The 13,358-nt window shown below is 69.6% G+C and carries 12 protein-coding genes; 9 read left to right on the top strand and 3 right to left on the bottom strand.

Going from position 1 to position 13,358, the window contains the following annotated elements:
* Nucleotides 1–193 precede the first annotated feature (193 nt).
* Entirely contained in the window at nucleotides 194–1,606 is a 1,413-nt protein-coding gene (locus ABE85_RS21655) for a hypothetical protein (RefSeq protein WP_067279538.1), read from the bottom strand.
* Nucleotides 1,607–1,706: 100 nt separating this feature from the next.
* Between ABE85_RS21655 and ABE85_RS21650 the strand changes: the two genes are divergently transcribed.
* The 3 genes from ABE85_RS21650 to ABE85_RS21640 all read left to right on the top strand — a co-directional run bounded on the left by ABE85_RS21650 (nucleotide 1,707) and on the right by ABE85_RS21640 (nucleotide 4,875).
* Nucleotides 1,707–2,915, top strand: coding sequence for a phospholipase A (locus ABE85_RS21650; RefSeq protein ID WP_197507109.1), 1,209 nt, complete (start codon nucleotides 1,707–1,709; stop codon nucleotides 2,913–2,915).
* Nucleotides 2,916–3,049: 134 nt separating this feature from the next.
* The gene (locus ABE85_RS21645) at nucleotides 3,050–3,313 is read left to right on the top strand and encodes a hypothetical protein (RefSeq protein ID WP_067279535.1); all 264 of its coding nucleotides are present in this window, start codon (nucleotides 3,050–3,052) and stop codon (nucleotides 3,311–3,313) included.
* A 203-nt stretch (nucleotides 3,314–3,516) separates the two neighbouring features.
* Entirely contained in the window at nucleotides 3,517–4,875 is a 1,359-nt protein-coding gene (locus tag ABE85_RS21640) for an MATE family efflux transporter (RefSeq protein WP_067279531.1), read from the top strand.
* 15 nt (nucleotides 4,876–4,890) lie between these two features.
* Here the strand turns inward: ABE85_RS21640 and ABE85_RS21635 are convergent, their stop codons facing one another.
* Nucleotides 4,891–5,934 carry an Abi family protein gene (locus ABE85_RS21635; RefSeq protein ID WP_067279529.1) on the bottom strand — a complete coding sequence of 348 codons (1,044 nt, stop codon included), beginning with the start codon at nucleotides 5,932–5,934 and terminating at the stop codon, nucleotides 4,891–4,893.
* A gap of 385 nt (nucleotides 5,935–6,319) precedes the next feature.
* Here ABE85_RS21635 and ABE85_RS21630 point away from each other — a divergent pair, with 385 nt between their 5' ends.
* The 3 genes from ABE85_RS21630 to ABE85_RS21620 are packed head-to-tail and all read left to right on the top strand — an operon-like array spanning nucleotide 6,320 to nucleotide 10,181.
* Entirely contained in the window at nucleotides 6,320–6,907 is a 588-nt protein-coding gene (locus ABE85_RS21630; RefSeq protein ID WP_067279526.1) for a response regulator, read from the top strand.
* Nucleotides 6,904–9,342 (top strand): penicillin acylase family protein, encoded by a 2,439-nt coding sequence (locus tag ABE85_RS21625; protein WP_067279523.1) that lies wholly within the window; start codon nucleotides 6,904–6,906, stop codon nucleotides 9,340–9,342. Before ABE85_RS21630 ends, ABE85_RS21625 begins: the two co-directional genes overlap by 4 nt.
* Nucleotides 9,339–10,181, top strand: a complete 843-nt coding sequence (locus ABE85_RS21620) for a hypothetical protein (protein ID WP_067279519.1) — start codon at nucleotides 9,339–9,341, stop codon at nucleotides 10,179–10,181. The genes ABE85_RS21625 and ABE85_RS21620 overlap by 4 nt, the downstream gene beginning before the upstream one ends.
* Nucleotides 10,182–10,238: 57 nt before the next feature.
* Here the strand turns inward: ABE85_RS21620 and ABE85_RS21615 are convergent, their stop codons facing one another.
* Nucleotides 10,239–10,919, bottom strand: a complete 681-nt coding sequence (locus ABE85_RS21615; protein ID WP_067279516.1) for a glutathione S-transferase family protein — start codon at nucleotides 10,917–10,919, stop codon at nucleotides 10,239–10,241.
* A 302-nt stretch (nucleotides 10,920–11,221) separates the two neighbouring features.
* Here ABE85_RS21615 and ABE85_RS21610 point away from each other — a divergent pair, with 302 nt between their 5' ends.
* The 3 genes from ABE85_RS21610 (at nucleotide 11,222) to ABE85_RS28130 (ending at nucleotide 13,355) form a co-directional block, all read left to right on the top strand.
* Nucleotides 11,222–11,848, top strand: coding sequence for a DUF6515 family protein (locus tag ABE85_RS21610; protein ID WP_067279513.1), 627 nt, complete (start codon nucleotides 11,222–11,224; stop codon nucleotides 11,846–11,848).
* 118 nt (nucleotides 11,849–11,966) lie between these two features.
* The gene (locus ABE85_RS21605; protein ID WP_082938831.1) at nucleotides 11,967–13,070 is read left to right on the top strand and encodes an acyl-CoA desaturase; all 1,104 of its coding nucleotides are present in this window, start codon (nucleotides 11,967–11,969) and stop codon (nucleotides 13,068–13,070) included.
* Between the two features lie 75 nt (nucleotides 13,071–13,145).
* A complete protein-coding gene (locus ABE85_RS28130; protein WP_197507107.1) occupies nucleotides 13,146–13,355 on the top strand; it encodes a hypothetical protein in 210 nt (69 codons plus the stop codon).
* Nucleotides 13,356–13,358: the final 3 nt, after the last annotated feature.

Genomic DNA, 13,358 nt, shown 5'->3' with positions numbered 1-13,358 from the left:
GGCCCGCAAGGTGCGGCCTACTCTAGTGGGGAGACTCCCCAAGTGCCAATGAAACGCGGCGGCACCGTCATAACCCACGGTAATCGAGAGGACCTTCGCGGGGGCTCTGGCAAGGACTGCCACCCCCAGCGCGCAGGCCCGATCCGGGCATGAGGCCTCGCGTCCGCGAACCTCATGCCCTGCTCGTGCCTCATCACCGTCCGTTCGTGCGGGCCTCGGCTTCCAGCACCGACTGGATCACTTCCGCCAGGGCCACCGGCGTGGGGGCGGCGTCGAGTTCGATCAGCACCATGTAACCGCGATCGCGTCCCTGGGCTGTGAAGGCCTGCAGCAGGGCGATCTGGTCGCTGTGGACCATCACGCCCTCCGGGGACCAGTACTCCATCGCCACCAGACAGCCGTCCGACGGCGTACCGGGGTAGTAGCGGCTGCCGGCGTAGTAGCGCGGATCGATCGTGCTGCCGTGCATGAGCATCTCGTCGCGCCCGGCGCGGCCAGCCAGCCAGGCTTCCTGCAGCGGGGCGTAGTCGCGCCACGAGGCGGGGAGCAAGGCCCGGTACCGGTCCAGCGACCAGACCGGCTCGTTCGGGCCGGGGGCGCGCTGCTCGTACTCCGCCACGCTCGCTTCACCCGGCACTTTCGTGTGCAGGTACGGCGTCGGACCGATCCAGATGTTGGAGGCCGCCCGCCCCGCGCCCTGGATCGTGAACAGCCCCTGCGGCGTGTTGCCCAGCGTGATCGTGCCGGGCAGGCCGCTGCTGGAGAGCGCCAACTGCTCGATGTTGAACAGGCCGCCGTCGGGCCGCCGCACGAAGCGGCCGTCAGCCTGCCGCACCAGCGCCAGGCCCATCTGCTGACGGCCCGGACGTTGGAAGCTGAACACGACGGGGGAGCCCGGGCGGACCGCGAGGAGGTCGGCCAGCGGCGGACGCGCCGATTGCGGCACGCCTTGCGCGGTCGAGACCGCCTGCGCCAGCGCCTGCAGGCGCGGCTCGTCGCGGTCGCGCTGGGCGAGCTGGGACTGGATCAGGGCCAGGTCTGAAGGCTGGCGCGTCTGCATCAGCGCGTAGGCGGCGATCGCGAATTCGCGCGGCGTGGCCAGGCGCGGCAGGAGGGGGCGCAGCAGCGGTGCGGCGTCGACCGCATAGAGCGTGTAAGCCGCCGTGAGCAGCGGCCGCTGGATGTCCGCCGGCTGGCCGTCCAGCGCCGGCAACGCGGCGAGCAGCGCGGGACGGGTGGTGTCGACCTCGGCCCGGTAGTGGGCGACGAGCCGGAGCGCCTGCGCCAGCTCGCGCAACGCGGCGCCGTCCTGCGGGGCGGCCAGGGCCTGCGCGGAGGCCGTGCGGATGCGGGCGCGGTCGGTGCTCCACCGGTCCTGGGCCTGGACGGCGGTGCCGACGGTCGAGCGGAACTGCGCCGGCCGCAGCGCCTGAAGCGCGGCCGGGCTGAAGGGGCCGCCGGTCGCGGGCTCGGAGGAGGGCGCGGGCGTCCGCGGCAACTGCGAGCAGGCTGCGAGCAGCAGCGGCGCGGCCAGCGCGGCCCAACGGGGCCAGAACTTGCCGGGTGCGGTGCCCGACACGAAGTCGGCGGGGAGGGACGTCTGCATGGCGGTGGATTCTAGGGAGCGTTGTCTCGGCAAGTTCTGCCGTCGTACCCGGGAACGCTGTTTGCAATCGACGCCTCCGACTGAACAAGGGCTGAAGAAGATGCTGTCGATCAGGGAGTTCCGCCGCCGTCTGGCCATGGCGATGACATGGGCCGCCGCGTTGCTGGCGGCGTTCATCGCGGCCATGCCGCAGGACGCGTCCGCGCAGATGGCGGCGCTGCCGTCCGAGAACCCGGCGCTGTCGGCTGCCGCGGCGGCAAAGTCGCCCGCCGACTGTGCCGCGATCCGCGACAACGATGCGCGTCTGGGCTGCTACGACCGCCTGAACGGCCGGGCGCCCGACGCGCCGCCGCCGTCGGCCGCCGCCCAGGTCCGGCTCCAGCCGGTGCCGGCCGCTTTGCCGGTGGCCGCCGCGGCCAGCGCCCCGCGCGTCGACGATCCCTGCTCGCGCCTGCCGGAGGCGTCCAACAGCGCCCGCAACTACCTGGGCTCGACGCTGTCGGAGCGCTGGGAGCTGTCCTGCCGCGACCAGATGCCGCGCTTCCTGCCGCGTCCCCACCGGCCGGTGTACCTGTTGCCGGTGTCGTGGACTTCGCGGTCCAACCGCTCGCCGAATCCGGCGTCGTCGGAGAGCCCGGACAACGGCGTGGTCCAGGCGCTGGACCTGGACAAGAACGAGGCCAAGTTCCAGATCAGCCTGAAGTCCAAGATCTGGGCGCTCGACGACCATGGCACGTTCTCGGTCTGGGGCGCGTACACGCAGAACTCGCGCTGGCAGATCTACAACGGGCGCGAGTCGCGGCCGTTCCGCGAGACCAACTACGAGCCCGAGCTGATCCTGACCCACGGGACCGATGTCGGGCTCCCGTTCGGCTGGAAGGCCAGCATGGTGGGCCTGAGCCTGAACCACCAGTCCAACGGCCGGGCGGCGCCGCTGTCGCGCAGCTGGAACCGGGTGATCGGCGAGCTCAGCCTGGAGCACGGCGAGACCACGGTGAGCCTGCGCCCCTGGTGGCGCATCCTCAACACCGGCAGCGACGACAACCCGGGCATCCAGGACTACGTCGGCCGCGGCGAGATGCTGGTGACGCAGAAGGTGGGCCGGCACGTGTTCGCCCTGACGGCGCGGCACAGCCTGAAGGGGGGCGACCGGTCGCGCGGATCGGCGCAGCTGGAGTGGGCCTTCCCCATCGGCGGCGGGCTGCACGGCTACCTGCAGCTGTTCAGCGGCTACGGCGAGAGCCTGATCGACTACAACTTCCGCGAGCAGCGGATCGGACTGGGCGTGTCGGTCGTCGAATGGCGCTGATCGAACCGCGCTGATCGACCTGCGCTGATGGCACGGCGCTGATCCCTCTTCCTGGGGGCGCGATCCGATGAATATGGCGCAGGGGTCGGGGAGTCCCCATCGCCAGCCCCGGGCGGCTGGACTAGGCTGCGCGGATGTCCGCATTCATCGACACCTGTGACATCTGGGTGGTGGTCTACCGCCTGGACGGGCGCGACCGGCAATGGGTCCGCGCGCTGCCACCCCTGGCGGAGGCGCAGGTGCGCGCGCTGCTGCTGGAGGAGCTCGACGAGCTCTACGGCACGCGCGCGGAACTGGTGTCGCTCCGGCAGGCCGAGGACGCCGAGCGCGCGACGCTGATGGCCGGCGGTCTGCCGATGTGCCCGGTCGCCACGCCGCCGGAACCCCCGGCGGGCTGAGCGGGCAGAGCGGGCTGAACGCCGCGAGCGATCGCTGATCGCCCGCCGCGGTGGCGGCGAAACCACAGAGCCGTTCACCCGCCCGGCGTCATCACGGTTTCATTGCGGTTACGGTCCCTGGCCCGAGGGCATCACGAGAGAATTCCTCGCGTCGTGTCCTCCGCTGTCAGCGGTGGCGCGGACTTGTCTGCCGCCGCCGCCTGATGTCCTCCTCCTCGACGCCCCTCCCGACCCCCCGCCTGTTCGCGCTGGCCTGGCCGCTGTTCCTCGAGCTCTGCCTGGGCATCGCCATCGGGGTGATCGGGACGATGCTGGCGGCGCGGATCTCCGACCCTGCGGGTGCCGCCTTCGCGCTGGCCAACCAGTTGGCGGCGACGCTGTTCATCCTGTTCCGCATCATCGGCGCGGGCATCAGCGTGGTGATCACGCAGGCACTGGGGGGCGGTCGTCGCGCGGTGGCCGACGCGACGGCGCGGGCGGCGCTCGGCGCGAGCACCTGGCTGGGCGGCTTCACGGCGCTGATGGCGCTGCTGTTCGCGGGCCCGCTGCTGCGCCTGATGAATGCGCCGGCGGAGGTGCTGCCGCTGTCTCAACCCTTCCTGATGGCGCTGGCGCCGGCCATGATGCTCGACGCCTGGAACGCGTCGATGGCGAGCGTGATGCGCGCCCATCTGCGCAGTCGCGACACCTTGATGGTGCTGGTCGCGATGCAGGTGGCGCAGCTGCTGCTGTCGATCACGTTGATGCCGCATCTCGGACTGCCGGGCTTCGCGGTGGCGCTGGCGGTGAGCCGGGCGTTCGGACTGGTCCTGCACGTGTGGCTGTGGCGCGCGCGGCTGGACCTGCGACCGAAGGCGTCCGACTGGTGGCGGCTGCAGCGCGCGGAGCTCGCCGGCGTGCTGCACATCGGCCTGCCCGGCGCGGCGGAGAACATTGCCTACCGGCTCGCCTACATGGTGAGCGTGGCGATCGCGGGGCACCTCGGCGCGTCCGCGCTGGCGGCTCACAGCTACACGTCGCAGCTGATGTACTTCGTGCTGCTGCCGGGCCTGGCGACCGGCTTCGCGGCGGAGATCGTCGTCGGACACCTGATCGGCGCGGGGCAGCTGCACGAGGCGCACCGGCTGGTGCGACGCGCGCTCGCACGGGGACTGATGATCAGCGTCGTGGTCGCGGCCGGCGCGGCGGCGGCGTCGCCGTGGCTGCTGCAGATGTTCACGCACGACCAGAAGATCCTCGCCAGCGCGGTGGTGCTGATGTGGATCACGGTGATCCTGGAGCCGGGGCGGACCTTCAACCTCGTCGTCATCAACGCGCTGCGCGCGGCGGGCGATGCGAAGTACCCGGTGATGGTGGGGGCCGGTTCGATGCTGCTCGTGCTGGCCGGCGGCAGCTGGCTGCTGGGCGAGGTGCTGGGGCTCGGCCTGGTGGGGCTGTGGATCGCCTACGCCGCCGACGAGTGGATCCGCGGCCTGCTGATGTGGCGCCGCTGGGCGCGGCTGGGCTGGGTGCCGCAGGCGAGGGCGGTGCACCGCCGGTTGAGGGCGGCGCGCGCTCACTGACTGCAGGTCCGACGCTCAGTCGGCCCAGAGCTGAAGAGTCTCCCAACCTGATGGAAAGCCGGCTGCGCGCAACGACAGTCCGTGCGCCTTCGGGAAAGAAGCGATCAGGGCCTTGATCTGTTGGTGCCAATCGTCTTGGGGCGAGATCGTCTGGATCATGGCTCGCATGCAACTGAGCGTTCCGAACAGACGGGTCTTCGCATGTTCGTCCTCGTGCAGGAATCCAAGGTCGGGCCGGGCTTCCTTGGTTGGAAGCAGCGGAATCTTCGTCGTGGCCCGGTTCCACATTCGCACGTGATGCGCCGCTCGATTGCGGGCGACATTGAACATGTGCATCCAGGACCTGAGCACGATCGGATGTCCCACGCCGAAGTGCTGCGACATCGCTTTGGCATCTCGGAACTGGAGGCCCTCCACCAGTCGCGACAGCAATCCGAGTTCGAGGATTTCGACGGCGGCCCAGATCGGCATCCTCCCGCCGTAGCGAAGTCGATGGTGCTCGACGAACTCCTCCCTCGATTTCGCGCAAAGGGCGTCAAAGCGTTTCAACCACTCGTCGTGGGGTGAGGTCCCAGTACTTGCGTCAAGAGATGTGAATCGACGGTCAAGGAGCTTCGGGTTGCGGTGTGCTTCGACGTCGATCGGTCCGAGCCGCTCCACCAGTGCTGCGCGGACTGCGATCTCGATGGTGCCAAGCCCGTCCAACAGGAGGAGACGGAGTGCTGCATCGAAGTCGGCAATGCCAACGACCTGATCGAACGAAGCGCCCATATGAAAGGCATCGGCGCTGGCGTTGCCGGTAGAGCCAGATTGCTTCAGAGAGTGCGCGTAACCGGAAAGGCGGTAGTAGCCGACTCGACGAAGGACCGCGTGGGCCTGCGGCTCCTGCTGCACGTCGAGACCACGCCGACGAAGCAGCGCGATCTGCTCGTGAGTGGACGTGAAGGGCTTGAGGGGTTGCGGGCCATTGGCGGCCGCGAGGGGAGAAAAGATGTCCCCCACTTGAAATCCCGCGCTTTCGCCGGGCACAGAGGTGGGGGAGCTGTTGGGATGAATCATAGCGAGCCTCCTGAACTTCGGAATCGCACAGATGAGTAGGAATTCGTCGTGTGGCCCTCGTGCGTGCCGGGCCGTTTGTTCGACGGAGGCGAGAGCATCGGAGGGGTGTCGCTGGCCAACAATCGCAAAAACTGGTGGACCTGCGTGCGGCGTGGCGCCGGTGCGAACAGGCTTGACAGCGGACCGGCGCGATGGGACCCGTCATGCCCCCTGATGCCGCGACCCCGCCTCAGGGGGGTGTGTGGCGGGGGCGCATCGGGCCGGCGGGTCGGGCAGCGGCTTGTCGGGTGTCATCCACCGGCCATCCAGCGAGCGGGCTTTTCCTCTACAGTGACGCCCCTTGACCGTGTAGCGTGCCCGGTTTGGGGAGGAGTCGGAGAGCCGAATGCCGTTTGATTTGCCTGAGACCCTGCAGCCGTTCCTGTTGCCGCTGCTGATCGTCGTTCCGTTGGCCATCTTGATCATCATCATCACGGTGCGTCGGGGCGACTACCGTGACTTCGACGCGCCGCCGCCCGTGCCGCGCCCGCTGCCGCCGGGGCCGGCCGCCGCCACCGTTCCCCCGCCGGCACCGGTCGCGGCCGCGACCGGGCGCCTGCCGCTGCTGGTGGTCGACGATTCCGCCGTGGTGCGCGCCAAGCTGCTGAAGCTGTTCAGCGACGCCGGCCATGAGGTCGTCGCCGCGCGCGACGGCGTCGAGGCGATGGAGCTGCTCGGCCAGACCCGCTTCGGCGTGCTGATCACCGACCTCGAGATGCCCAACATGGACGGCTTCGAGCTGATCAAGGCGGTGCAGGGGGCGCTGGCCACCGAGGACCTGCCCATGATCGCCATCACCGGTCACGAGGAGCTGCATGCCCGACTGCATCAGATCCAGGGGCTGTACGGCATGTTCCACAAGCCCTGGAACGACCGCGAGCTGATCAAGCGCGTCGAGGCGCTGTCCCACCTGCGCCCACCGGTACGCCCATGAGCGTCGGTCGCTGGCTCAGGCGCGGCGCGATCACGCTTGCCGTGCTCGTCGCCATAGTCGCCGCGGGCGCGGCCTGGCATGTCCACAAGAAGCTGCCGGTGCGCGACGGCGAGCTGCAGCTCACCGGCCTGAGCGCGCCGGTCACCGTCCGCTACGACGAGTGGGGCGTGCCCCACGTCGACGCGCGCAACGAGGACGACCTCTACCGCGCGCTCGGCTACCTGCATGCGCAGGACCGGCTGTTCCAGATGGAGATGCTGCGCCGGCTGTCGCGCGGCGAGCTGGCGGAGGTCCTCGGCCCGAAGCTGGTCGAGACCGACCGGCTGTTCCGCACGCTCGGCATCCGGCAGCGCGCCGATGAACTGGCGGCCGCCTCGTCCGCGATCACCGCGCAGCCGGGTGCGGTCCGGGCGCTGTACGCCTACCTGGACGGCGTCAACCAGTACCAGGCCACGCGCCCGGCACCGCTGGAATTCGAGATCCTCGGCATTCCCAAGCGCCCGTTCACTGCGGCGGACACCTACAGCATCGCCGGCTACCTGGCGTACAGCTTCGCGGCGGCCTTCCGCACCGAGCCGGCGTTGACGGCGGTGCGGGATCAGCTCGGGCCGGACTACCTGCGCATCTTCGATCTCGCCTGGCGTCCGAAGGGCGCGCTGGAGCCGCAGGCGCTGAATGCGCCGGGGCCCCGCATTGCGCCGAATGCCGCGGACCGGCGCTTCGCCGACGTGGCGCCGATGCTGGCGCGCCTGGCCGGGGTCAGCGGCCGCGCGGCGGAGCTGGCCGGCCTGCCGCAGTTCGAAGGCAGCAACGCCTGGGTCGTCTCCGGCAGCCGCACCGCCAGCGGCAAGCCGCTGCTCGCGGGCGATCCGCACATCGCGTACTCGGCGCCCGCCGTGTGGTGGGAGGCGCATCTGCGCACGCCGCAGTTCGAGCTCTACGGGCATCACCTCGCGCTCAATCCGATGGCGCTGCTGGGGCACAACCAGCGCTTCGGCTGGAGCCTGACGATGTTCCAGAACGACGACGTCGACCTGATCGCCGAGAAGGTCAACCCGGAGAATCCGAACGAGGTCTGGATCAAGGACCGCTGGGTGCCGATGACCTCGCGCCAGGAGGTGCTCAAGGTCAAGGGCCAGCCGGACCAGGTGCTGACGCTGCGCCGCTCGCCGCACGGGCCTATCGTCAACGACGCGATCCCGGGCGACCGCGGCGAGCGCCCCGTGGCGATGTGGTGGGCCTTCCTGGAGACCGAGAACCCGGTGGTCGACGGCTTCTACAAGCTGAACCGCGCGGACACCCTGGACCGCGCGCGCGAGGCCGTGAGCCTGATCCACGCGCCGGGCCTGAACGTCGTCTGGGCCAACGCGACCGGCGACATCGCCTGGTGGGCCGCGGCCAGGCTGCCGATCCGGCCTGAGGGTGTGAACCCGACCTTCGTGCTCGACGGCGCGACGGACGAGGCCGACAAGCCGGGCTTCCTGCCCTTCTCCGCGAATCCGCACGAGGAGAACCCGGCGCGCGGCTACATCGTGTCGGCCAACTTCCAGCCGGCGGGCGACACGCCGGTGCCGGGCTACTACAACCTGGCCGAGCGGGGCATCCGCCTGGACGCGCTGCTGAACCAGGGCAAGCGCTGGGACGTCACCAACAGCCAGGCGCTGCAGCTCGACGTGCAGACCGACTACGGCCCGCGCGTGCTGCGGCCGATCATTCCGCTGCTGCGCGGCTCGGCGTCGACCCAGGAGCAGTCGCTGGTCGAGGCGCTGGTGCGCTGGAACGGCGCGTACAAGGCCGACGCCGTGGCGCCGGTGCTGTTCCAGCAGTTCGCGGCGGAGTTGCTGCGCGCGGCGATGAAGGATGAACTCGGCGACGCGCAGTTCGAGAACCTGCGCCGCACGCGCGCGCTGGACCAGGCGCTGCCGAAGCTGACAGCGGACGCCGACTCGCCCTGGTGGGACGACCGCACGACGCCGCAGCGCGAGACGCAGACCGACATCGTGCGCCGCGCCTGGAAGGCGGCGATCGCGCACCTGGACATGACGCTCGGCCCCGACAGCACGAAGTGGCGGTGGGACAGCGTCCACACGCTGACGCACGAACACCCGCTGGGCAAGCAGAAGCCGCTCGACAAGCTGTTCAACGTCGGTCCGTTCCCGGTGCCCGGCGGGCAGGAGGTGCCCAACAACCTGGCGCAGCGCAACGGCAGCGCGCCGTGGGGCGTCGTCTACGGGCCGTCGACACGCCGGCTGATCGACTTCGCGAAGCCGCAGGAGGCGCTCGGCGTCAATCCGGTGGGGCAGAGCGGCGTCTGGCCGGATGCGCACTACAGCGACCAGGCCGAGCTGCTGGCCAAGGGCCAGTACCGACGCGAGTGGTTGAACGAGTCGGACGTGCAGGCGCACTCTCGCGGGATGCTGATCCTGAAGCCATGAACGCGAGGGCCGTGACCGTGAGGCGATCCGCCCGGGCGGTCGCTGCGGCGATCGTGATGTCGAGCGCGTGGGCCGCGATGCCGGCGCTCGCCGTCGAACTGCCGAAGCCGGCGGCGCTCAGCCGCCAGCTGGACCCGCGCATCGGCCAGGCCGTGACGGTCGCGGTCCTCGAACCTCACCTGATGCATGAAGGCCGCATGCCCGAGGTGCGTTATGTCGGCTTTCCGGCCGATGCCGTGCTGACGGCGGTGCTCGGCGACGGGTGGCGCGCACCGGGGCAGGAGCTGACGTTCCGCGCACTCGACGGCTTCATCTCCCGCATCCCGGTGGAACGCTTCACGCAGCATCGCGCGTGGCTGGTCCATGCGCGCGCCGACGGGACCGCCTTCCAGGTCGACAACGACAAGAAGGGCGGCCCCCCGGTGCCGCTCGGACCGTTCTATCTCGTGTGGGACAACCGGACGTCGAAGGCAATGCAGGCCGAAGGCGGGATGCAGTGGCCCTATCAGATCGTGTCCGTGGACATCGGGCCGTCGTCGATGCGCGCGCTGATGCCGGCCGGCGTCGCGACCACCTATGCGGACGCGGCCGAACTGGCCCGCGTGCACTGCCTGAGCTGCCATCGCATCCGCGGCTACGGCGGCGACAAGATGCCGCTGGACCTCGACGTGGTCGTCAAGGGATACGACGCCGCGGCATGGAAGCGATGGGTGCTGACGCCGACGGCGGTGCGCCCCGGCACGGCGATGCCGCCGCTCGCTGAAGGGCTCCCCGAGGCCGAGCGCGCCGCGATCGCCCAGCGCCTCTACGAGTACCTGCGGGCGCTGCCGGCGCGCTGACGATCGGCGTTGGCACGCCGACGTCGCGCGGGACGCGCGAGCGGCGCGTCGTGCGGCTCAGAACCAGGGTTTGGGCAAGTGCTCGGTCTCGACGGCGCGTTGCAGCGCCGGGCGTTGCGCCATGCCTTCGAGGAACGCGGCCAGGGCTGGGCGGCTGCGCGCCGGGTCGGCGAAGTTGCGCGTCCAGCGGCAGAGCATGAACGCGAAGGCGTCCAGCACCGAGTAGCGCTCGCCGAGCACGAACGGCCCGCCGTGGCGCTCGAATTCAGCGGCAAGCAGATCCAGCTGCGCGCCGGCGCGGACCTGCGCCTGCGCCTTCACCTCGGCGCTGCCGGCCGTGTTGCCCGGCGCGACGAAACGATCGGGGTAGTAATAGGCGATGACGGTGGGCTGCAGCGTGTTGGTCAGCCACATCAGCCACTTGTAGGCCTGCGCGCGCTCGGCGCTGCCCAGCGGCGGCATCAGGCCGGCCTCGGGGTGCGTGTCGGCGAGGTGCAGCAGGATCGCGGCGGTCTCGAACAGCACGAGCTCGCTGTCGACCGCGCCGTCGCCTCCGGCGCTGCGCGTGTCGCGCATCGCCGGCAGCAAGCCGTTCGGATTGATCGCGAGATACGCGGGCGACTTGTGCTCGTCCTTGTCACGGTCGATGAGCCGCAGCTGGAACGGGATGCCCAGTTCATGCAGGACGACGTGGGGTGCGAAGCTGGCGTTGCTGGGGAAGTAGTAGAGCTCGATCATGGCGTCGGGGCGGCGCGTGGAAGCGGCGTGAAAGTCTCGTGAATCTCTCGTGGCTTATGCCGTGACGGGGGAGGCGCCAGGCGGCGCGAATCATCGCCGATCCGGATCACGGCGCCGGGTGACGACCGGTGTGGCGAGGTGCGTGAAGGCGTGCTTGTGGCGTGCATTCAAGCTTGCACGGGGCCTTCGAAGCAATGGTTCTTTACCCCGGCGAAACTCCCTCCCGTAGACGTGGCCGAGCGCTGCGGCGTTGAATAAGCCATCTGGACTTCCTGGGCGCCGATGGACGGCGCGAGCAGATCATGAGCAGCCTGAACAAGCTTCGTTGGTTGATCCCCGTCGCACTGGCCCTGACCGCGGGGCTGGCGTCCGCGCAGCATCACGGCGGCGGCGGGGCGCGTGTCGACATTGGCCTGCGCCTGGACAGCCGCTACCACCATGACCACTACTACCCGGCGCCCGGCTACGTCTCGCGCGGCCTGCCGGGCGGCGCGGTGTTCGTGGGCAACCGCTACTGGTATCACGGCGGCGTCTGGTACCAGCCGTGGGGCCCGAGCTACCGCGTGATCGCCCCGCCGCTGGGCTTCGTGGTGCCCATCCTGCCGAGCGCCTACGTGACCTTGCGCATCGGCGGCTACCCCTACTACTACGCCAACGGCGCGTACTACACGGTGGCTGCGCCGGGACCGGGCTACGTGGTCGTCGCGCCGCCGCCCGGCGCCGATGCGGCGACCCCCGCGCCGGTCGCGCCTCCGCGGCCCGATCCGATCATCTATCCGCGCAACGGACAGTCGACCGCACAGACCGAGGCCGACCGCCAGGAGTGCAACCGCTGGGCGACGACGCAACCCTCGTCGATGAACGACGCCGGCGTGTTCAACCGCGCGGTGGAGGCGTGCATGGACGGGCGCGGGTACAGCATGCGTTGAGTGCCGTCCTCTGCGAGGGCTTCAACGACGAGCAAGGGCCAGCTGCGTGCTGGCCCTTTTTTCGTTTCCAATGCTCCCAACGAGTCAGATCCGCCAAGGGTCGACGCAGGAGAGCACCATGCCTTTCGCCGCCCCAGATTCCCTCGACGGCCACCGCGTGCATGTCGATGCGCCGGGAGATGTCCTCGTTGGCGAAGTCCGCTACTCGCCGGTGAAGTCGCTCTGGCTGATCGCGAATCTGGCAGGCGCGCTCGTCGGTGTCTGGTACTTCCTGTCCTGGTCCGCCGTGCTGGTGTTCGTGCTGGCCACGGTCACGGTGCTGTTGCTGGGCCACTCGCTCGGCAGCCATCGCAAGCTGATCCACGACAGTTACCAGACGCCGCGCTGGCTGGAACGGCTGCTGATCTGGTTCGGCGTCCAGGTCGGGCTCGCGGGACCGCTGGGACTGTTGCGTCAGCACGAGCTGCGCGACTTCGCGCAGCGCCTGCCCGATTGCCATCCCTACCTGCGCCATGGCGTCTCATTCTGGCGCGACGGTTGGTGGCAGCTGCATTGCGAGCTGCGTCTCGCGCGCGAGCCGCGCGTCGAGCTGGAGCCGCGCATCGCCGATGACCGCTACCTGCGCGTGCTGGAACGCACCTGGATGCTGCAGCAGCTGCCACCCGCGTTGCTGCTGTACGCCGTGGGCGGCTGGGCCTTCGTCTGCTGGGGCGTGTGTGCACGCGTCTGCGCCGGTGTCGTGGGGCACTGGCTGATCGGGCACTTCGCCCACAACGCGGGCGGCATGCATCACGAGGTCGAAGGTGCCGCCGTGCAGGGACGCAACATCCGCTGGACCTCGCTGCTGACGATGGGCGAGAGCTGGCACAACAACCACCATGCCTTCCCTGGCTCCGCGCGATTGGGCCTCTACCCGGGCGAGCTCGACCCGGGCTGGTGGATGCTGATGCTGTTCAAGCGGCTCGGCCTTGCCTGGGACTTCCGGCTGCCGGCGGATATGCCCGCGCGGACCGAGCTTCGCGTCATTGATCCCATGCCGGTGGCGTCAGTGACTACGCCCGGGCCTGCTTCGGGCCCGAGGCGCGTCATTGAAGCGATCCACTCGTCTGCCACAGATTGGTCGATGCGGATTCGAATTCGATCTGTCGGTGGACCTGCAAGCCACACATTGCATGGGCGATCGACGAGGTTCCTGACGCAGGACAAACAGCTGTCGAATTGAGCGTCTCATCGAAGGGCCTGGAGGGAGGCGAGTCCTAGACTGATTCGTCCTCCTTCTCCTTGGACAGCGCTCAAGATGAACACGATTCCCAAGCCCGCGGAGCGGTTCCCGTTTCCGACTTCACTTTGCCCACCCATCGCCGCTCTGAAGTCGGCTGGAGGCGAACCCCTGCCACGGAAACGGCGCGTCCCGTATGGAATTCTCAAGGGGCAGATCCGCATTTCCGATGACTTCGATGCGCCGCTGCCCGACCACCTGCTTGCGGGCTTCGGAGCGCTGCCGTGACCT

This window comes from Mitsuaria sp. 7 (assembly GCF_001653795.1).
Taxonomy (GTDB): domain Bacteria; phylum Pseudomonadota; class Gammaproteobacteria; order Burkholderiales; family Burkholderiaceae_C; genus Roseateles.
This window is presented reverse-complemented; position numbering and strand designations above follow the sequence as displayed.

Excerpts from the sequence above, each read along its gene's own strand:
- ABE85_RS21610 (WP_067279513.1), top strand. The coding sequence starts at position 11,222 with ATGAGCAGCCTGAACAAGCTTCGTTGGTTGATCCCCGTCGCACTGGCC.
- ABE85_RS21655 (WP_067279538.1), bottom strand. The coding sequence starts at position 1,606 with ATGCAGACGTCCCTCCCCGCCGACTTCGTGTCGGGCACCGCACCCGGC.
- ABE85_RS21615 (WP_067279516.1), bottom strand. The coding sequence starts at position 10,919 with ATGATCGAGCTCTACTACTTCCCCAGCAACGCCAGCTTCGCACCCCAC.
- ABE85_RS28130 (WP_197507107.1), top strand. The coding sequence starts at position 13,146 with ATGAACACGATTCCCAAGCCCGCGGAGCGGTTCCCGTTTCCGACTTCA.
- ABE85_RS21625 (WP_067279523.1), top strand. The coding sequence starts at position 6,904 with ATGAGCGTCGGTCGCTGGCTCAGGCGCGGCGCGATCACGCTTGCCGTG.
- ABE85_RS21635 (WP_067279529.1), bottom strand. The coding sequence starts at position 5,934 with ATGATTCATCCCAACAGCTCCCCCACCTCTGTGCCCGGCGAAAGCGCG.
- ABE85_RS21620 (WP_067279519.1), top strand. The coding sequence starts at position 9,339 with ATGAACGCGAGGGCCGTGACCGTGAGGCGATCCGCCCGGGCGGTCGCT.
- ABE85_RS21640 (WP_067279531.1), top strand. The coding sequence starts at position 3,517 with ATGTCCTCCTCCTCGACGCCCCTCCCGACCCCCCGCCTGTTCGCGCTG.
- ABE85_RS21645 (WP_067279535.1), top strand. The coding sequence starts at position 3,050 with ATGTCCGCATTCATCGACACCTGTGACATCTGGGTGGTGGTCTACCGC.
- ABE85_RS21650 (WP_197507109.1), top strand. The coding sequence starts at position 1,707 with ATGCTGTCGATCAGGGAGTTCCGCCGCCGTCTGGCCATGGCGATGACA.
- ABE85_RS21630 (WP_067279526.1), top strand. The coding sequence starts at position 6,320 with ATGCCGTTTGATTTGCCTGAGACCCTGCAGCCGTTCCTGTTGCCGCTG.
- ABE85_RS21605 (WP_082938831.1), top strand. The coding sequence starts at position 11,967 with ATGCCTTTCGCCGCCCCAGATTCCCTCGACGGCCACCGCGTGCATGTC.